The following is a 19,703-nucleotide window of genomic DNA, read 5'->3' as shown; positions in this document are numbered from 1 at the left end:
CATGAGAATAAGAGAAATATTACTACTTATCTTTTTGATTTTTCCAGGGTATTCACTTCATGCCCAGGAAACAAATCATCGCCCTAAAATCGGATTGGTTTTAAGTGGTGGCGGGGCGAAAGGTTTTGCTCATGTTGGGGTATTGAAAGTGCTGGAAGAAGCTGGAATACCGATTGACTATATTGCTGGTACCAGTATTGGAAGCATCGTCGGAGGATTTTATGCAATGGGCTATGATGCCAATACGCTGGAAAAAATAGTGAAGAGCCAGGATTGGACCACGCTCCTGAGTGATCAGGTAGATAGGCGTTATATTCCGGTTTTTGACAAGCATGAGCTGGATCGTTACAACCTGAGTTTTCCTATACGTTCGAAACGTGTTAGTTTACCCTCGGGAGCTTTGAGCGGTCAGAATGTTCAGGATCTATTCTCTTATTTGGCACTCGACTATCAAAATGTAACTGACTTTTCAAAGCTTCCGCGTTCTTTCCTTTGTGTGGCGGCCGATATCGAAACGGGAAAAGAAGTGGTTCTGAAGCACGGGTATCTCCCGTTGGCGATTCGGGCCAGCATGTCAGTTCCTACGGCATTCTCTCCGGTTGATGTGGATGGGCGCCTGCTGGTGGATGGCGGCATTATCAATAACTTCCCGGTGAACCGTTGTAAAGAGATGGGCGCTGATATTATTATCGGTGTGGATATCCAATATGGGCTGCGGGATAAGAAAGAACTACAATCCATCCCGGATGTGGTGAACCAGTTGGTTAACCTGATGTCCTACCGGAAGTCGGAAGAAAATAAGAAGCTGGTTGACTATTACATTAAGCCCGACATCAAAGGATACTCCGCTTCCAGTTTTGATGCCGCATCGGCCGATGAGTTGATAAAAAGGGGAGAGGAAGCTGCCCGGAAGATTCTTCCACAACTGATTCATCTGCGCGACTCACTGCATCTGAAACCGAATCCCATTAAGCCAGAGAAGATTCCAAGTCTGGACCGCAATTTGACTATCGAACGGGTGACAGTTGACGGTGCCAAAAATCAGGGATTGAATTATTTCCTCGGGTTATTGGACCTTGATCCACCGCAAGTGATGACGGTTCGTCAACTGCGTGAAGGAATTAAACGGATTTATGGCTCCGGAAACTTCGATTACGTTCGCTATCGTTTACTTGGGGATCAAAACAAAACGCTGCATCTGACAGTGAAAGAACGGGTTCACGATCGCCTGAACCTGGGAATTCACTATGACACTGACCGGAAAGCAGCTTTGTTAATCAATACTACATTTAAAAATAGCCGGAAGACCGGAGCGAAGTTGTCAATGGATGCAATTCTGGCAACTAACCCGGCATTTGCTGTGCGCTATACAGTTGATAATGGTTGGAAGCCGGGGCTTTTTGCCGGAGCCAGTATCCACGACGAAACTATCTCGCAGTATGTAAACGGAGACAAATCGTCGCTGGTCAACCTCCAGTTATACAAGGCACAGTTGGCTACCCACTCGGTTTATTTCGATGCATTTAGGGTTTCGTTAGGTGCGGAACTGGAGCATTTCAATGTGGAATCGGTGATTGGTGCCATACCTGCTGATGTTAATCTTAGTAATCAAACGCTCTTAAATTATTATGCCCAGATTGACCTGGATCAAATGAACCGGGCTTACTTCCCAACGGTGGGATGGAAATTATTAGGCGAAGCCAAAATAGTGACTGATAACGGTTGGTTATTGAATGAAGGGAATCCATTTATGCCGGTAAAATTGAACATCCAGTTTGCTAAATCCTTTGGTTCCCGTTTTACAATACTGCCGTCAGCGAAAGGAAGAATCATTATTGGTTCCGGAGAGCCGGTATATTATAAATCCTTTGTGGGAGGCGTTGAGCAAACCGACTATTTGAATGCACAGGTTCCGTTTATCGGTTTACGCCGGATGGAGTTGATGACCCGCAATGTGGCTGTCGGTGAAATGGACTTCCGCTTTCGCTTTTGGGAAAGTATTTATTTGACATTGAATACAAACCTTGGGTTCTACGGAAATGATAATGACTTTCTGACCAAAGGTGATGTTCTGGCTGGTGGAGGTGTTACATTGTCGTATGATAGTATGGTTGGACCTGTCGAGTTAATGGTGAGCAGTTCGAATATATCGAACGATCCTTCGGTCTTTTTGTCTCTTGGATATTGGTTCTAGTTGGCTTGTTTTCGTCAATCAATCTTTGTTTCATTTATATATGGTTACCTTAAAAGTTCGGGTAATCAGTAAAACTATGTTTTCTCATGAACAGATTAATTATTGCATTATTTCTCCTTTTCGTTTCTACACAAGTTAAATCACAACCTGATACACTTTCTGCGTTACCATATTTGCCGGAATTGCAGACAGCCGAATACAGTTTTTATGTATATGATGCTACAACGGGACAGGTTGTAGCCCAGTCGCCGCAAAAGAGCCTGACGCCGGCTTCGGTATTAAAAGTGGTGACAACGGCGACTGCCATGCGTTTGCTCGGGCCGGACTTTCGGTTTAAGACCCGGTTTGGCTACATCGGAAAAATCGATCACAAGACCGGTACATTGAAAGGCGATTTAATTATTAGAGGAGGAGCTGATCCGGCTTTTTATTCCGAATACTTTAAAACCCATTATTTAGGAGTTTTTGAACAGTGGGCATACCAATTAAAGCAACTCGGAATAAAACAAGTAGATGGCGACGTTATTGGCGATGCCTCGGCACTGGACGATACTGCCATTCCCGGCGGATGGATTTGGGAAGACATGGGAAATTATTACGGCGCAGGAATTTACGGGCTCACATTTGCTGACAACATGTACCGGATACATTTTCAATCGCCGGCTGAGGCGGGAGAACCAACCCGTGTGAAGTATGTACAACCGGAAACTCCGGGTTTTTCACTGGATAACCGGGTGGTTTCTTCCAATAAAAACAGCGATCAATCGTATGTGTATGGCGCTCCATATGCGCAACATCAGATGATTACGGGCGAAATTCCGAAAGGGAGAAATGATTTTGTAGTGAAAGGCGCCATGCCGAATCCTCCGCTCGAAGCTGCCGATTCGTTACGAAAAGTGGTAAATAAGTTAGGAATTGAAATCACTGGTCAGGCAAAGGCCGTTTTTACAGGCGAAGATGGTGAGTTCCGTCAGATGGCCGTAGAAAAATCGCCCAAACTGAAAGATATCATTGACACAACCAATCATGAAAGTGTCAATTTGTTTGCTGAGCACCTTCTTCGGGAAATTGGACGGAAGGTATCTGGTAAGCCGACTTTGGACGAAGGATTGAAAGATTTGAAATCATACTGGCAGGATCGGGGCGTTTATTTGCAGGGTTTTTATCAGACCGACGGCAGTGGGCTGTCCCGGTCGAATGCTGTCTGTACGAGAACGTTGGTTGAGGTGATGTTGAATATGTACAGAACGCCTGGTGATGACCAGATATTCTTTAATTCTCTCCCGTTGGCTGGCAAAGAAGGCACCTTGAAGTACTTTTTTCAGGGAACTCCGCTTGAAGGAACGTTGCGGGCAAAAACCGGATCGATGGAACGGGTGAGAAGTTTCGCAGGGGAATTTACAAATCGTAACGGACACCAACTATTTTTTGCAGTAATTGTAAATAATTTCTCAGGTTCTTCTTATGAAATGGGAAAGCAATTAGAGCCCTGGTTGCTTACTTTTTATTAGACTAATTCTAATTAAAGCGTCTGTAAGTTATCGATTTTTAGATGCTTACAGAGGATTGATTTTTCGAACAAAAATGTAGTTTGTTAGAATTATATGCTTCTGTTTTATACTACAGGGTCAATTCTACTTTTAATTATTTATTAAATCAGTGTAAATACTTACATTTTCGTTTTGTCTTTTTGTGTTTATTTCTACATTTGCCTTTGTAGTTCATAAGCGATAATTGATTAAGGAAATTTTATTGCGGACATTGAGCGGTATTTTTGTAATCAACCCCATGATAACCATTCTCTCGGAGAATGGTTTTCTTTCAGATTATAAAAGAAAAAATTAGATATGATGCGTACAATAGTCGATAACCTTCTTCTCGTGGACATTATTATTCTCGTCGGTACCAGTTGAGAAAGGTTGACTATTGCATAAATCGAAACGAACAAGCCTTTCTCAAGAAAACGAGAAAGGCTTTTTTTTAAACGTAAATCCAGGCATGGAAAAAAAACTGAGAAGCGAAACAACAACCCGCGGGCGTCGTATGGCAGGTGCCCGAAGCCTGTGGAGGGCGAATGGGATGAAAGAGGAACATTTTGGCAAGCCGCTGATTGCTGTTGTCAACTCGTTCACCCAGTTCGTGCCCGGTCATGCGCATTTGCATGACGTTGGGCAGATGGTGAAAAAGGAGATTGAAAAACTGGGCTGCTTCGCTGCAGAATTTAACACCATTGCAGTTGACGATGGTATTGCCATGGGACATGACGGAATGTTGTATTCATTGCCGTCGAGGGAAATAATAGCCGATAGTGTTGAGTACATGGTTAACGCGCATAAAGCGGACGCTATGATTTGCATCTCCAATTGCGATAAAATTACTCCGGGGATGTTAATGGCCGCAATGCGTTTGAACATTCCGGCCATTTTTGTATCCGGTGGTCCCATGGAAGCTGGAGAGGCGCAGGGCCGCCAGTTTGATCTGGTTGATGCCATGGTCATGGCTGCCGACGATTCGGTGAGCGACAGTGTGCTGTTGGATGTCGAGCAGAACGCGTGTCCTACCTGTGGCTCCTGTTCCGGAATGTTTACGGCGAATTCGATGAACTGTCTGACCGAGGCACTGGGACTTTCCCTTCCGGGAAACGGAACCGTGGTGGCAACACATGCCCGCCGGAAAGAATTGTTCGTTAAAGGAGCAGAAGCCATCGTCGATCTGACCTACGATTATTATAAGAACGGCAACGAAAAAGTACTACCCCGCAGTATCGGCTCTCGTGAGGCATTTATGAATGCGATGACCCTGGACATTGCGATGGGCGGTTCGACCAATACCGTACTGCACTTATTGGCCATTGCCCGTGAAGCTGGTGTTGATTTTACCATGAAAGATATGGATGAGCTGTCGAGGAGAGTTCCCTGTATTTGTAAAGTGGCTCCCAATTCGCATTACCATATTCAGGATGTGAACAGGGCTGGAGGTATTCTCGGCATTCTCGGTGAGTTGGATCGCGGTGGATTGCTCAATCGATCAGTTAGCCGGGTTTCGGATAATACGCTGGGCGAAGCCATTGATAAGTGGGATGTCTTGCGCGATACGGCTGATGCGGAAGCTCGGGAACTTTATTCAGCTGCGCCCGGAAATATTGGTCGTAACCTGGTGATGGGCTCACAGCAGATGCATTATGGAAAACTCGATTTGGATCGGGAAGAGGGCTGTATTCGCGATATAGAGCACGCTTACACCAGGGAAGGTGGATTGGCTGTACTGTTCGGAAATATAGCACGAAAAGGATGTATCATAAAAACAGCGGGAGTTGATCCTTCTGTTTTTCAATTCAAGGGAACGGCCCGGGTCTTTGAATCGCAGGATGACGCTATTCGCGGAATCCTTGGCGATGCGGTCCAGGCCGGCGATGTGGTTATCATCCGTTACGAAGGTCCCAAAGGTGGACCCGGAATGCAGGAAATGCTATACCCAACCTCCTACCTGAAATCAGTTCGACTCGATAAACAATGTGCATTGGTAACCGATGGTCGCTTTTCCGGAGGAACTTCAGGACTGTCTATTGGACACGTTTCACCCGAAGCAGCTGCCGGAGGTGAAATAGCGCTGGTCAGGGATGGAGATCCCATCGAAATCGATATTCCGGCTCGCCGGATTGAGTTAATGGTCTCAGAGGAAGAGCTTGAAAAACGCCGTGTTGATGAAGAAACGCGAGGAGCACAAGCCTACACTCCGCAAAGCCGTGATCGGCAGGTAAGCCGGGCGCTGAAAGCCTATGCAAGTCTTGTTTCGTCAGCTGACGAAGGAGCAGTAAGATTAATTGATTAACACTAAATCCAGATAGCCATGACGGCACCATCAAAAGAATTTATGGAAATGAAACAGAAGGCCATGCAGATTACGGGAGCTGAAGCAGTTATCCGTTCATTGCTGGAAGAAGGAGTTGAAACCATATTTGGCTACCCTGGCGGGGCGATTATGCCGGTTTACGATGCCTTGTACGATTTCGACAAGCAGGTACGGCACATTCTGACAAGACATGAGCAGGGAGCTGTTCATGCGGCACAGGGATATGCCCGTGTGACCGGAGATGTAGGTGTTTGTTTCGCCACGTCCGGACCGGGTGCCACCAACCTAATTACCGGCATTGCTGATGCAATGATCGATTCCACACCTCTCGTGTGTATCACCGGTCAAGTCGCATCGCCGCTTTTGGGAACCGATGCGTTCCAGGAGTCCGATGTCGTGGGTATCTCCATGCCGGTAACCAAGTGGAATTACCAGATCACGACGCCGGAGGAAATTCCAACTGCGATTGCACAGGCGTTCTACATTGCTCGTAGCGGCCGTCCGGGACCGGTAGTGCTCGATTTGACCAAAGACGCTCAGTTTGGTAAAGTGGATTTCACTTACAAGCGCTGTGAAAAGATCCGAAGCTATGTTCCGGAATATCCGCTCGATAAAGAGAGTTTGAAAAGTGCAGCAGACCTGATTAACAGTGCGAAGAAACCTTTCCTGCTTTTCGGACAGGGAGTGGTTCTTTCCGGTGCTGAGCGTGAATTACAGGAATTCATAGAAAAGGCAGGTATACCGGCAGCAGGAACTTTACTTGGTTTATCCGCTTTGGATTCCGAGCATGAACTAAATACCGGAATGCTGGGAATGCATGGAAACTACGGTCCCAACATCAAAACCAATGAGTGTGATGTATTGATTGCCGTAGGAATGCGTTTCGACGACCGGGTGACCGGTGATGTAAAACGTTATGCCCGTCAGGCAAAAGTAATTCACCTGGAAATTGATCCTTCCGAAATTAATAAAATCATCAAAGCGGATGTAGCCGTCCTCGGTGATGCCAAGAAATCACTGCGAATGCTGACTCGCCTGGTGAAAAAGCAGGAGCATACCGATTGGGTGAATGAATTCCATCAGGCTGCCGATATTGAAAATGAAAAGGTGATTCAGAAAGACCTTTTCCCGGTTAAACCGGGATTAACGATGGGCGAAGTGGTTCGGATGTCATCCGAGCTAACCAATAACCAGTCTGTTGTGGTAGCCGATGTAGGCCAAAACCAGATGGCAGCTGCCCGTTACTCCAAATTTTCGAAAACGCGCAGTCACATTAGCTCCGGAGGTTTGGGAACGATGGGATTTGGTCTCCCGGCAGCGATTGGTGCCAAAATAGGTGCTCCCGATCGCGAAGTGGTTGCGTTTGTCGGCGATGGCGGATTGCAGATGACCATTCAGGAATTGGGAACCATTGCTCAGGAAAATCTTCCTGTTAAGCTGGTTGTTTTGAATAACCATTTCCTCGGAATGGTGCGTCAGTGGCAGCAACTCTTCTTCGAGCGCCGTTATTCGTTCACCGAAATGGTGAACCCTGATTTCGTGAAGATTGCCGAGGGTTTTGGAATTCCTGGTAAGCAGGTAACCACCCGTGAAGAATTGAAAGTGGCGATGAAAGAGATGATTGACAATCCCGGACCGTTCCTGTTGGATGTTTTGGTGGAAAAAGAAGACAACATTTTCCCGATGGTACCAACCGGCGCATCCGTTTCAGATATTTTGTTGTCGGCTGAAGAATAATCTCTGTTGACTGTTCCTGGTTCCGTGAAAGCGGACAAGGAAAGGCAATAGAATAAAACACATGAAAATGAAAGAAGAATTTATCATATCGGCATACAGCGAAAACCACATCGGTTTGCTGAACCGGATCACCATTATATTCACTCGCCGGAAAGTCAACATCGAGAGTCTGACCGTTTCGGAGTCGGCGCTGAGTGGAATTTCCAAATTCACCATCGTGGTGCGTGAAGAGCGTTCGAGAGTGGAGAACATTGTGAAACAAATTGAAAAACAGGTGGATGTACTGAAGGCCTATTTTCACACCAATGAGGAGATGATCTTTCAGGAAATTGCTTTGTACAAAGTTCCTACCCAGGCACTGATGGAATCGGACCAGATTGAACGGATGGTGCGGAAACACAATGCCCGTATCCTTGAAATTACCAAGGATTACACGGTCATCGAAAAAACCGGTCACAAGGAAGAGACGCAGGAACTCTTCGAAGGACTCAATAAGTTTGGAGTTCTGCAATTTATTCGTTCCGGTCGTGTGGCCATTACCCGCTCTGCAAACGAGCGTCTTTCGGAATTCCTTGCCGAGCGGGATGCACTCCTGGCAAGTATCGAAATGAAATCGAATTAAATAAAAAGTCTTATAACAACACCTTTTAAAAAATCAGATCAAAATGGCTAAAATGAATTTTGGCGGCGTCGAAGAAAATGTGGTGACCCGCGAAGAATTTCCCCTTGCGAAAGCGCAGGAAACACTCAAAGATGAAACCATCGCCGTACTTGGTTACGGTGTACAGGGACCCGGTCAGGCACTAAATCTTCGTGATAACGGATTTAATGTCATTGTCGGTCAGCGGAAAAATTCCAAATCGTGGGATAAAGCTGTCGCTGACGGGTGGGTACCCGGTGAAACTCTTTTCGAACTGGAAGAGGCTTGCGAAAAAGCAACAATTATTCAATACCTGCTATCCGATGCCGGCCAGATTTCTTTGTGGCCTACCGTGAAAAAGCATTTAACTCCCGGGAAAGCGCTTTACTTTTCTCATGGATTTGCGGTAACATATAAAGAACGTACCGGTATTATACCTCCGGAAGATGTGGATGTAATTCTGGTTGCCCCGAAAGGTTCGGGTACCAGCTTGCGTCGTATGTTCCTCGAAGGTCGTGGACTGAACTCCAGCTTCGCAATTTTCCAGGACGCTACTGGAAAAGCCAAAGACCGCGTTGTTGCACTGGGAATTGGCGTTGGTTCAGGTTACCTGTTCGAAACCACTTTCAAACGCGAAGTTTACTCCGATTTGACAGGAGAGCGTGGGACGCTGATGGGCGCTATTCAGGGAATTTTTGCAGCTCAGTACGAAGTGCTGCGTAAAAACGGACATACACCTTCCGAGGCTTTCAACGAAACTGTTGAGGAGTTGACCCAGAGTTTGATGCCTTTGGTGGCTGAAAACGGAATGGACTGGATGTATGCCAATTGTTCGACTACCGCTCAGCGTGGTGCGTTGGATTGGTGGAAGAAATTTCGCGATGCAACCCAGCCGGTCTTTGAAGAACTGTACAGCGAAGTCGCTGCCGGAAATGAAGCGCAACGTTCGATCGATTCCAACAGCAAGTCTGACTATCGAGTCAAGTTGGAAGGGGAATTGAAGGAATTGCACGATTCTGAAATGTGGAAAGCAGGTGCCACCGTGCGCCAATTGCGTCCCGAAAATAACGGCTAATACCGAACAATATGTGAATGGAGAGAACGTGGTTCTTTCCATTCTTCATAATAGAACAAAGCCGGGAATAGTTTGAAAAAGTAGATTAAGAAAATTCAATACAGAAAATCATGGATGATAACAGGGTATATGTATTTGATACCACACTGCGAGATGGAGAGCAGGTACCGGGTTGCCAGCTGAATACGATTGAGAAAATCGAAGTAGCCAAGGCCCTGGAACTGCTAGGGGTCGACGTGATTGAAGCCGGCTTTCCTATTTCCAGCCCGGGCGATTTTCATTCGGTGGTCGAACTGTCGAAAGCGGTTACCTGGCCAACCATTTGTGCCCTGACCCGTGCGGTGGAGAAAGATATCGATGTAGCTGCCGATGCGCTGAAATATGCTAAGCGTGGACGAATTCATACCGGTATTGGTACATCACCATATCACATTAAATATAAACTGAATTCCAACCAGGACGAAATTCTTGAACGTGCGGTGGCTGCTGTAAAATATGCCAAGAAGTATGTTGAAGACGTAGAGTTTTATGCCGAAGATGCAGGCCGAACCGACAATGTTTATCTGGCCAAAGTAATCGAAGCTGTGATTAAAGCTGGTGCGACAGTTGTGAATATTCCGGATACAACCGGGTACTGTCTTCCGAATGAGTTCGGTGAAAAAATTCGTTTCCTGAAAGAGAATGTAAAAGGAATCGATAAAGCCATTATCTCGACTCACTGTCATAACGACTTGGGTATGGCTACCGCGAATACCGTATCCGGCATTATGAACGGTGCCCGCCAGGTAGAGGTGACTATCAATGGTATCGGTGAGCGTGCCGGAAACACTTCGCTGGAAGAAGTGGTGATGACGCTTCGTTCTCACAAGGAGTTGGATCTGCATACCAATATCAATACCAAAAATATTTATAAAACCAGCCGCCTGGTTTCCAGTTTGATGAACATGCCGGTGCAACCGAACAAAGCGATTGTTGGTCGGAATGCATTCGCTCACTCGAGTGGTATTCACCAGGATGGTGTGTTGAAACACCGCGAAAACTATGAGATCATCGATCCGGCAGAAGTGGGTATCAACGAATCTTCTATCCTGCTGACGGCCCGTAGTGGTCGTGCCGCATTGAAGCACCGTCTCGAAGTTCTGGGATACAAACTGGACAAAGAAAAGGTGGACGAAGTTTACGAAGACTTCCTGAAACTGGCCGATAAGAAGAAACAGATCAAGGACGACGATCTGTTGGTACTGCTCGGCGAATTGGGTAAAGGAGAACGTCGGATTAAGCTTGACTTCCTGCAGGTGGTGACCGGAAAGAATATGGTTCCGATGGCTACCGTGAAGCTGGATATTGCCGGCGAGAAATTCACAGCCACCGAATCGGGTAATGGTCCTGTCGATGCGGCGATTTCAGCTGTTAAAGATATTATTCACCGTAAGGTAATTCTGGAAGAATTCCTTATCCAGGCGATTACCCGCGGAAGTGACGATATTGGTAAAGTGCACATGCAGGTTGAAGCTGACGGCGTTATTTACAACGGCTTTGGCGCTCACACCGACATTGTAACCGCTTCGGTTGAAGCTTTTATCGATGCGATTAACAAAATCGGAAACGGTTCAGGAAATAAAATCTGATTCAGTTTTTAGCAGTATTAATTTTGAATGATATTCAAATGAGTTCAGCACCAAAAACACTTTTTGACAAAATATGGGATGCTCATGTGGTTGAGCATGTGGACGGTGGCCCCGATGTTTTTTACATCGACCGCCACTTTATCCACGAAGTAACCAGCCCAGTTGCATTTGGTGGTTTGGAACGTCGCGGTTTGAAAGTTTTCCGTCCGGAAAAAACCGTGGCAACTCCCGACCATAACGTTCCGACTGAAGGACAGGAACTTCCGATTCAGGAATTGCTCTCGCGTAAGCAGGTCGATACGCTTACTGCGAATTGCGAAAAGCACAACATTGGCCTTTATGGCCTGAATCACCCTTTCCATGGTATTGTCCATGTGATTGGTCCCGAGCTGGGAATCACTAAGCCCGGAATGACCATTGTTTGTGGTGACAGTCATACCTCGACTCACGGCGCATTCGGTAGCATAGCTTTCGGAATTGGAACCAGCGAGGTGGAGATGGTACTGGCCAGCCAGTGTATTCTTCAGCCCAAACCGAAGAAGATGCGGATCAATGTTGAGGGAGAATTGCATAAAGGCGTTACAGCCAAGGATATTGCCCTTTACATTATTTCCAAGATTTCCACTTCGGGTGGTACCGGGCACTTTATCGAGTATGCCGGTTCAGCGATCCGGAGCTTATCCATGGAAGGGCGCATGACCCTTTGCAACATGAGTATTGAAAGCGGTGCCCGTGGTGGAATGATTGCCCCGGATGAGGTGACTTTCGAATATATCAAAGGACGTGAATTTGCGCCGAAAGGTGAAGAGTGGGAAAAGCAGCTGGCTTACTGGAAGACGCTGAAATCAGATGACGATGCGGTTTTCGATTTGGAATATACGTACGATGCCGCTGACATTTCTCCCATGATTACTTACGGAACCAATCCCGGAATGGGCATTGGTGTTGACGGAGCCATTCCTACCGGCGAGGACATGGGAAAAAGCGACCGCTTTACTTTCAACAAATCGTTGGAATACATGGGATTCCATCCCGGTGACAAAATGCTGGGCAAGCAGGTCGACTATGTTTTCATCGGAAGTTGTACCAACGGCCGAATCGAGGATTTCCGGACCTTCACAGATTTTGTGAAGGGAAAGAAGAAAGCCGATAATATCACGGCATGGCTGGTACCGGGTTCTCACCAGGTTGAAGCCCAGATTCGGAAAGAAGGCCTGGTCGAAATTCTGGAAGAAGCCGGTTTCGAATTACGTCAGCCCGGTTGTTCAGCTTGCCTGGCCATGAACGAAGACAAAATCCCGGCAGGCAAATACGCCGTTTCTACTTCGAACCGAAATTTCGAAGGGCGTCAGGGCCCTGGAGCCCGTACGATGCTGGCCAGCCCGATCATGGCTGCAGCAGCTGCCGTTACCGGTCGTGTGACCGATCCGCGTGAATTTTTATAATGTGAACTTTGAATGGATTGATTATGCCTATCGATAAATTTGTAAAATTTCGGAGTCCGGCAGTTCCACTGCCTATTGAAAATGTGGACACCGACCAGATTATCCCGGCCCGCTTCCTGAAAGCGGTAGAGCGCAAGGGTTTTGGTGATAACCTTTTCCGTGACTGGCGCTACAAAAGTGGCGATACGCCAAATCCTGATTTTGTTCTGAACGAATCCCGCTACAGCGGAAAAATCCTGGTGGCAGGAAAAAACTTCGGAAGTGGTTCGAGCCGCGAACATGCTGCCTGGGCAATTTACGATTACGGATTTCGCGTAGTTGTATCGAGCTTCTTCGCCGATATTTTTAAGAACAATGCGCTGAATAACGGGTTATTACCGGTACAGGTTTCGCCTGAATACCTCGAGAAATTGTTCGAAACCATTGAAGCGAATCCGAATGCCGAGTTTGAAGTGGATCTGGAATCACAGACTTTCACCAATCTCGAAACCGGCGAAACAACGGATTACGAAATCAATGCCTACAAGAAAAAGTGCCTGTTGAATGGCTATGACGATATCGATTTTCTGGTTACGCTAAAAGACAAAGTAGCCAGGTTCGAAGAATCTCTACGATAAAACAAGTGTGACTGATGAGCAGAGCTATGGCAAAAAAAGTTTATATCATGGATACAACCCTGAGGGATGGCGAGCAGACCTCGGGGGTTTCTTTCTCGGAAATCGAGAAACTGAACATCGCAAAAATTCTACTCGAAGAGGTCAAAATTGACTATCTCGAAATTGCGTCGGCTCGTGTTTCTGAGGGGGAGTTCCGGGCTGCTCAAAAAGTTATCGAATGGGCTTCAAAAGCCGGTTATCGTGATAGAATCGAAATTCTTGGCTTTGTCGATGGAGAGACATCGCTCAACTGGATTAAGGATGCTGGGGGCGAAGTGATGAATCTTTTGACCAAAGGTTCGCACCGCCATTTAACTCAGCAATTGAAAAAATCGACGGAGCAGCACATTCAGGATATTCGGGAAACCGTTAGTCGTGCTGGTGAGATGGGGATTCGGGTAAACATATACCTGGAAGACTGGTCGAACGGAATGCGCCATTCCCCCGATTACGTGGAGAAGTTGCTCGACGGACTGAAAGATGAACCAATTCAGCGCATCATGCTACCTGATACGCTTGGAATTTTGTCGCCGCTGGAGACGTTCGAGTTTTGCCGTATGATGATTGAGAAATTCCCGAAAATGAATTTCGATTTTCATGCCCACAACGATTACGATCTTTCGGTAGCCAATGTCGAGGCTGCGATACGCGCCGGCATTAATTGTGTTCACACTACCGTGAATGGTTTGGGTGAGCGGGCCGGAAATGCCCCGTTAGCCAGTGTGATTGCACTGCTTAACGACCATCTGAAGCGACCGAACTCGGTTAACGAGCGTAAGTTAGCGATGGTCAGCCGTTTGGTGGAGAGTTTCTCGGGGGTTCGGATTCCAACGAACAAACCGGTTATTGGTGAGAACGTCTTTACGCAAACCAGCGGTATCCATGCCGATGGCGATAAAAAGGACCAGTTGTACTTCAACGAGTTACTTCCCGAGCGGTTTGGCCGTACCCGGAAGTATGCTTTAGGGAAAACATCCGGCAAAGCCAACATCGCGAAAAATCTGGAAGAGATGGGAGTTCATCTCGACCCGGATGATTTGAAGAAAGTAACCGAAAAGATCATCGAACTGGGCGACCGGAAAGAGAGCGTTACTGCAGAAGATTTGCCTTATATTCTTTCGGATGTCTTGAAAAGTGAGTCCATTATTCAGCATATCGAGCTGAAGAATTACGCTATTTCTCATGCATTGGGCCTTCGTCCGATGGCAACAGTACGCATCTCCATCGATGGAAATGAATACGAAGAAGCTACTTCCGGCGATGGTCAGTACGACGCATTTATGAATGCATTGCGCCGGATTTTCCATAAACTGAACAAGCCTTTTCCGGCATTGTCCGATTATACGGTAACCATTCCTCCTGGTGGAAATACCGATGCGCTGGTCGAAACGTTGATTACCTGGCGCATGGGAAGAGAGTTCAAAACACGTGGTTTGGATCCTGACCAAACGGCTGCCGCCATCAAGGCGACAATGAAAATGTTAAACATCGTGGAAAACGACAATCAGGTTTTCTGATTCGGATTCCGAAAAATTTGAATTGATATAATATGAAATTGAACGTTGCAGTGTTACCCGGCGATGGAATTGGTCCGGAAATAGTTGAGCAGGCGCTCAAAGTAACCAATGCCATTTGCGCTCGTTTCGGACACGAACTAATCACCAAAACAGGTTTGGTGGGAGCGGTTGCTATCGATGAAACCGGTAATCCGTATCCGGAAGAAACACACCAGCTTTGCATGGATTCTGACGCTGTGTTGTTTGGCGCAATCGGCCATCCGCGTTTTGACAACGATCCGTCGGCAAAAGTGCGCCCCGAACAGGGACTTCTCGCTATGCGGAAGAAATTGGGGCTGTATGCCAACATTCGTCCGACCATCACGTTCCCGTCGCTGTTGGATATGTCTCCGCTGCGTCGCGACCGCATCGAAGGTGCCGATTTTGTCGCTATCCGCGAATTGACTGGCGGTATCTACTTCGGTCAACCGCAGGGACGTTCCGAAGACGGAAATACGGCGTACGATACCAGCATTTACACTCGTGAAGAAATTGAGCGGATTTTGAAGCTGGCCTTTGAATTTGCCATGCAGCGCCGCAAAAAACTAACGATTGTCGACAAGGCGAACGTTTTGGCTACTTCTCGTTTGTGGCGGACCATCTCACAAGAGATGGCTCCGAAGTACCCTGAAGTGGAAGTCGAGTACATGTTCGTTGACAATGCCGCCATGCAGATTATTCAGTGGCCTAAACGTTTCGATGTGATGGTAACTGAAAACATGTTCGGTGATATCCTGACCGATGAGGCCAGCGTAATATCCGGTTCACTTGGATTGTTGCCATCGGCTTCCATGGGGGTTCACACATCGGTGTTCGAGCCGATTCATGGTTCTTATCCGCAGGCAGCGGGCAAAAATATTGCTAACCCGTGTGCTACGATTCTTTCGGCGGCCATGATGTTCGAATATGCGTTCAAACTACAGGACGAGGCTGCTCTTATAACGGAGGCAGTAAACGCTTCGATTGAAGCGAAAGCCGTTTCTGAAGATTTAGCTGGAGAAGGCGGGAAAGCATTAGGTACAGACGAAGTCGGAGATTGGATTGTCGAGTATATCCGGAAGAAATAACATTTCCGTTTAACGATAATAATAGCGGGGTAATCATAACTATTGATTATCCCGCTTTTTTCGTATATTAGTTAACAGTAATCAAAAGTATTAAAGTTTTACAGACTTTTGGTGATAATACTTATCAGGAAAATGTGCAATCGGCATATAAATCATCCAAAATCATAAAACATGTACAAATCTCTAACCTTCTCCGTTCTCTCCCTTGTATTTGTGCTGCTCTTCTCAATTGAAGTGGTGGCGCAGGAAGCCTCGACCGTTATAGACACGACAGGGGCAAAGAAAAAGTATAAGGCCTGGATTGGCGCAAGTTACGAAGCCGGAACAGTATTCAAGCTGAATAACTCATATCCGGCCGGAAATGGTTTTTTTAATTATAATGCTGCAGATATCCGGCTGGGATGGCAGACCAATGGTTCTAAAGTATGGCATGGACTGTCTAACTATCCGTACTATGGAGTTGGATTGACTTCTGCTACGTTGTTTGACGATGTATACCAGGTAGGAAAGCCTGCGGCCCTTTACTTTTTCTATGGAGGGAATATCAAAAGATGGAAACGCAGCGGTATAAATTATGAGTGGAGAATGGGATTATCATCCAATTTCGATTCCAATACGGCCAGTACGTGGGAACAGATTATTGGGGCCCGGAAGAATATATACATGCATTTGGGTTTTGAATATGCGTACCAACTGAGCCAGCGGTTTGATGTGGCAGCAGGTATTGGATATACACATTACTCCAATCCCACGTTAGCGGTCCTTTCTAGAGGACTGAACATGTTTGCCCCCAAAGTTGAGTTACGTTATCATTTGTCCGATTCACGACCCGTGATGGTTCCTGTGCAGAAGAAGAAATTTAAGGGCGAAGATGAATTGGTTGTGGCTTTTTCGGCCGGCGCCAAGCAGATGCGATATACGCGGTCGTTGGCAGAGCAATACTGGGGAAAGAACTTCTTTGTCGGAACTTTCTCAGCTGCGTGGTTGAGTGGCATGAGTCATTCGTTGAAAGCAGGACTTGGATTTGATATGGGCTATGATGCTTCGATAAAAGCAGAAATGATGGTCGACAATGACGTTGAAAAACCGGTAACCGTTGAAGGTTCCGATTATTTCATGTTGGGAACGTTTGGAACCATCGAGTATTCAATGGATCGCATCAGTCTTGTGGGTGATTTAGGCGTTTTTCTGTTGAATAAGGATGTCCCTAAAGCCGAGCCGAGATTATATCAGCGGATAGGAGTAAGGTATCATCTGAATAACGATATGTTTGCCGGCGTCCGGTTGCGGGCATCGGAGTTCTCGCAGGCCGAATTTGTTGAGTGGTCTATCGGTTACCGTTTCCGATGGGCTCATAACTAGTCTGATGAGATAGAAAATAAAAAAAGGGTGTCTGCATTTTTCAGACACCCTTTTTATGCAATAGCGTATTGACTTACTTTTTATTATTCAGCAAGGCAGAGATTTCATTCTGCAAATCGTCTCCGCGCAGGTTGTGTGCAATGATTTTTCCCGTCTGGTCCAATAGGATATTAGACGGAATGGAATTGACACCATACAAGTCGGCTGCTGAGTTTTTCCAGCCTTCCAAATCCGATACCTGGGTCCAGGTCAGGTTGTCGTCTTTTACTGCCTTCATCCATGCATCTTTTTTAGCATCGAGTGATACACCCATGACGCCAAATCCGTCGTTGTGATATTTTTGCCAAACGGCAACCACATTTGGATTTTCCTGACGACAGGGAGCACACCAGGAAGCCCAGAAATCGACTAATAAGTACTTGTGTTGCTTGTAAACGTCTGATAGCTTAACCGGCTTCCCATCGGCATCATTCATTGTAAAATCGGGTGCCTGTTGTCCGACGGCTACCTTCTCCAGCTTTTTGATTCGCATGCTCAGCGTTTGAGCACTGGGTGTTTTCATCACGTCAGCAGAGAAATTTTCAACGTAGCTGTTCAACTCGGAGGCATCCATACCGTATTGGATTTGTAGCAAGATGTAGGGAGCGACAAACGAGTTGGGATTGTCCAGGACAAAAGCTTTCTGAATATCGTTCTCTATTTTGTACAAGTCATTTAGTTCCTTCTCGATGTGGGCAGATGTGGTTGTATCGTTTTCCGAACGGGCTTTCGCGTATTTTTCGTAATACGAGCTCATTTGGTTGTTGATACTGTCAACGCGGTCGTAGAAATTTCTGAATTCATCTTGTGCCGCAGACCCATGTACTTCCACGTCTTTCGGGTCATCACTATTACCTGTAATTTCAATATTGCTGTTTTCCAGGAAGAAAGGAATTGCATCTTTCCGGCCGGAAGGCGGTATAACGTAGTACATTCCGGGTACATCAACCGTGCCCGAGAAACTGAATTTTCCCTTTTTCATTTGGGTTGAATCAACGGTGATCCAGTTCCCGTCAATTCTTTTCTTTAAAGTTACCGGGCCATCTTTCCATCCTTTTATACTTCCATCAACCATAAAGGCCGGATTTGTAGAACAGGATGCGACGATTGCCGCCAGGGCGAATAAATAAATTAGCTTCTTCATAACGAAACGATTTAATTTCTTGAAAAAACCCGGCACAGCCACTATGTTGTTCGGGTAATTTTATATTAAAAATTTGTCTAAACTTAACTATAAACTATCATGTAAACAACTGCGATTTTTGATGGTTTGATCGATTGTGTGTTGATTATCATTGTTTAACAATCTTTAGTAAACGGAAAGATTGTGAACTATTTATAAAAACGAGTGTTTCGATAGTGAATACTGACGAACCAGATTAGACTATGAAAAAAAGAAGAGAATTTATCCAAACCATGCTGGGTTTAACTGCCGGCATGATGCTTCCCTATCCGAGCCTGGGGAACAATTTTTCGGCGAACGATAAGTGGGGCGAAATCTTACCGAAACGAAAACTCGGTACTACCGGAGAAAATGTTACAATGTTGGGCGTTGGTGGTTACCATGTTGGTTGGACGACCGAGCGCGACGCACAGGAAGTAATCGAAGCTGCTATGGAGGGAGGCATCCGGTTTTTCGACACAGCCGAATCGTATGCCGATGGCGAAAGTGAGCGGCGATACGGAAAATACCTGGTACCCAAATACCGTGATGATATTTTCCTGATGACGAAAACCTTTACGCAGGATGCTAAAACAGCGCGTGAGCACCTCGAAGGTTCATTGCGTAGGTTGAATACTGACCATCTCGACTTGTGGCAAATTCACTCGCTGCAATCGCCTGAGGATGTCGATACTCGCATTGCCAACGGTTTGCTGGATGTTGTCCGGGAAGCTAAAGAATCGGGGAAAGCAAGGCATATCGGATTTACCGGGCATCAGAATCCGTACGCACATCTTCGTATGTTGGAGAAAACTGGGGGAATGGAGTTGTTCAGCACCAGTCAGTTCCCGGTCAACCTCGTCGATTTTGCATCGGAACATTCCTTTGTCAGGAAAGTAATACCAAAAGCCATCGACAATAGGCTGGCTGTGTTGGCCATGAAGACTTTGGCAGACGGCCGTTTCTTCGGCAAGAAAGTAATGAATGGAAATGAGGTTTGGCAATCAGATGATCCGGTTGTCCCGGGAAGAATATCGATGCGGGATGCTCTTTTCTTCTCCTGGTCGATGCCCATCAGTGTTTTGATTACGGGAGCCGAGAATGCCGATTTCATTAAAGAAAAAATTGCTTTGGCTAAAGCTTTTCAGGAAATGGATGAAACAACCAGAAAGAATTTAGCGGATAAAGTAGCTGATTTGGCAGAGGAAGGTAAAGTGGAATACTATAAGAAGATTTGAGTCTGAAATTAGTGGTAAAGAAAATGCCAATCGGAATACCTTGGTTACCGAT

At 46.3% G+C, this 19,703-nt stretch carries 14 protein-coding genes; 13 read left to right on the top strand and 1 reads right to left on the bottom strand.

What is annotated here, in order from left to right:
* Position 1 precedes the first annotated feature (1 nt).
* The 12 genes from CLV93_RS08920 to CLV93_RS08865 all read left to right on the top strand — a co-directional run bounded on the left by CLV93_RS08920 (position 2) and on the right by CLV93_RS08865 (position 17,212).
* Complete coding sequence (locus CLV93_RS08920; protein WP_170108905.1) at positions 2–2,194, top strand: patatin-like phospholipase family protein; 2,193 nt, start codon at positions 2–4, stop codon at positions 2,192–2,194.
* Positions 2,195–2,280: 86 nt separating this feature from the next.
* Positions 2,281–3,705: a D-alanyl-D-alanine carboxypeptidase/D-alanyl-D-alanine endopeptidase gene (gene dacB, locus CLV93_RS08915; RefSeq protein ID WP_106541816.1), complete on the top strand. Its 1,425-nt coding sequence runs from the start codon at positions 2,281–2,283 to the stop codon at positions 3,703–3,705.
* A gap of 487 nt (positions 3,706–4,192) precedes the next feature.
* Positions 4,193–6,025, top strand: coding sequence for a dihydroxy-acid dehydratase (gene ilvD, locus CLV93_RS08910; RefSeq protein ID WP_106541815.1), 1,833 nt, complete (start codon positions 4,193–4,195; stop codon positions 6,023–6,025).
* Between the two features lie 18 nt (positions 6,026–6,043).
* Positions 6,044–7,783: a biosynthetic-type acetolactate synthase large subunit gene (ilvB, locus tag CLV93_RS08905; RefSeq protein WP_246187278.1), complete on the top strand. Its 1,740-nt coding sequence runs from the start codon at positions 6,044–6,046 to the stop codon at positions 7,781–7,783.
* Positions 7,784–7,850: 67 nt separating this feature from the next.
* Entirely contained in the window at positions 7,851–8,405 is a 555-nt protein-coding gene (gene ilvN, locus CLV93_RS08900) for an acetolactate synthase small subunit (protein WP_170108904.1), read from the top strand.
* Positions 8,406–8,448: 43 nt separating this feature from the next.
* Entirely contained in the window at positions 8,449–9,498 is a 1,050-nt protein-coding gene (ilvC, locus tag CLV93_RS08895) for a ketol-acid reductoisomerase (protein ID WP_106541813.1), read from the top strand.
* Between the two features lie 110 nt (positions 9,499–9,608).
* Positions 9,609–11,126, top strand: a complete 1,518-nt coding sequence (locus CLV93_RS08890; RefSeq protein WP_106541812.1) for a 2-isopropylmalate synthase — start codon at positions 9,609–9,611, stop codon at positions 11,124–11,126.
* Positions 11,127–11,164: 38 nt separating this feature from the next.
* Positions 11,165–12,571, top strand: coding sequence for a 3-isopropylmalate dehydratase large subunit (gene leuC, locus CLV93_RS08885; protein ID WP_106541872.1), 1,407 nt, complete (start codon positions 11,165–11,167; stop codon positions 12,569–12,571).
* 23 nt (positions 12,572–12,594) lie between these two features.
* The gene (leuD, locus tag CLV93_RS08880; RefSeq protein WP_106541811.1) at positions 12,595–13,188 is read left to right on the top strand and encodes a 3-isopropylmalate dehydratase small subunit; all 594 of its coding nucleotides are present in this window, start codon (positions 12,595–12,597) and stop codon (positions 13,186–13,188) included.
* A gap of 47 nt (positions 13,189–13,235) precedes the next feature.
* The gene (locus CLV93_RS08875) at positions 13,236–14,744 is read left to right on the top strand and encodes an alpha-isopropylmalate synthase regulatory domain-containing protein (protein WP_246187277.1); all 1,509 of its coding nucleotides are present in this window, start codon (positions 13,236–13,238) and stop codon (positions 14,742–14,744) included.
* 32 nt (positions 14,745–14,776) lie between these two features.
* Positions 14,777–15,850 carry a 3-isopropylmalate dehydrogenase gene (gene leuB, locus CLV93_RS08870; protein ID WP_106541809.1) on the top strand — a complete coding sequence of 358 codons (1,074 nt, stop codon included), beginning with the start codon at positions 14,777–14,779 and terminating at the stop codon, positions 15,848–15,850.
* 171 nt (positions 15,851–16,021) lie between these two features.
* Positions 16,022–17,212: a hypothetical protein gene (locus CLV93_RS08865; protein WP_106541808.1), complete on the top strand. Its 1,191-nt coding sequence runs from the start codon at positions 16,022–16,024 to the stop codon at positions 17,210–17,212.
* Between the two features lie 73 nt (positions 17,213–17,285).
* On the opposite strand, the gene CLV93_RS08860 is transcribed toward CLV93_RS08865, so the two are convergent.
* A complete protein-coding gene (locus tag CLV93_RS08860) occupies positions 17,286–18,395 on the bottom strand; it encodes a TlpA disulfide reductase family protein (RefSeq protein ID WP_146141988.1) in 1,110 nt (369 codons plus the stop codon).
* 242 nt (positions 18,396–18,637) lie between these two features.
* Here CLV93_RS08860 and CLV93_RS08855 point away from each other — a divergent pair, with 242 nt between their 5' ends.
* Positions 18,638–19,651 carry an aldo/keto reductase gene (locus tag CLV93_RS08855; protein ID WP_106541806.1) on the top strand — a complete coding sequence of 338 codons (1,014 nt, stop codon included), beginning with the start codon at positions 18,638–18,640 and terminating at the stop codon, positions 19,649–19,651.
* Positions 19,652–19,703 lie beyond the last annotated feature (52 nt).

This window comes from Prolixibacter denitrificans (genome assembly GCF_003014495.1).
Taxonomy (GTDB): Bacteria; Bacteroidota; Bacteroidia; order Bacteroidales; family Prolixibacteraceae; genus Prolixibacter; species Prolixibacter denitrificans.
This window is presented reverse-complemented; position numbering and strand designations above follow the sequence as displayed.

Bases quoted from the DNA above. Each gene is read 5' to 3' on its own strand.
- ilvB (WP_246187278.1), top strand. From the start codon at position 6,044: ATGACGGCACCATCAAAAGAATTTATGGAAATGAAACAGAAGGCCATG.
- ilvD (WP_106541815.1), top strand. From the start codon at position 4,193: ATGGAAAAAAAACTGAGAAGCGAAACAACAACCCGCGGGCGTCGTATG.
- CLV93_RS08920 (WP_170108905.1), top strand. From the start codon at position 2: ATGAGAATAAGAGAAATATTACTACTTATCTTTTTGATTTTTCCAGGG.
- leuD (WP_106541811.1), top strand. From the start codon at position 12,595: ATGCCTATCGATAAATTTGTAAAATTTCGGAGTCCGGCAGTTCCACTG.
- ilvC (WP_106541813.1), top strand. From the start codon at position 8,449: ATGGCTAAAATGAATTTTGGCGGCGTCGAAGAAAATGTGGTGACCCGC.
- leuB (WP_106541809.1), top strand. From the start codon at position 14,777: ATGAAATTGAACGTTGCAGTGTTACCCGGCGATGGAATTGGTCCGGAA.
- dacB (WP_106541816.1), top strand. From the start codon at position 2,281: ATGAACAGATTAATTATTGCATTATTTCTCCTTTTCGTTTCTACACAA.
- CLV93_RS08860 (WP_146141988.1), bottom strand. From the start codon at position 18,395: ATGAAGAAGCTAATTTATTTATTCGCCCTGGCGGCAATCGTCGCATCC.
- CLV93_RS08855 (WP_106541806.1), top strand. From the start codon at position 18,638: ATGAAAAAAAGAAGAGAATTTATCCAAACCATGCTGGGTTTAACTGCC.
- CLV93_RS08890 (WP_106541812.1), top strand. From the start codon at position 9,609: ATGGATGATAACAGGGTATATGTATTTGATACCACACTGCGAGATGGA.
- CLV93_RS08865 (WP_106541808.1), top strand. From the start codon at position 16,022: ATGTACAAATCTCTAACCTTCTCCGTTCTCTCCCTTGTATTTGTGCTG.
- CLV93_RS08875 (WP_246187277.1), top strand. From the start codon at position 13,236: ATGGATACAACCCTGAGGGATGGCGAGCAGACCTCGGGGGTTTCTTTC.
- leuC (WP_106541872.1), top strand. From the start codon at position 11,165: ATGAGTTCAGCACCAAAAACACTTTTTGACAAAATATGGGATGCTCAT.
- ilvN (WP_170108904.1), top strand. From the start codon at position 7,851: ATGAAAGAAGAATTTATCATATCGGCATACAGCGAAAACCACATCGGT.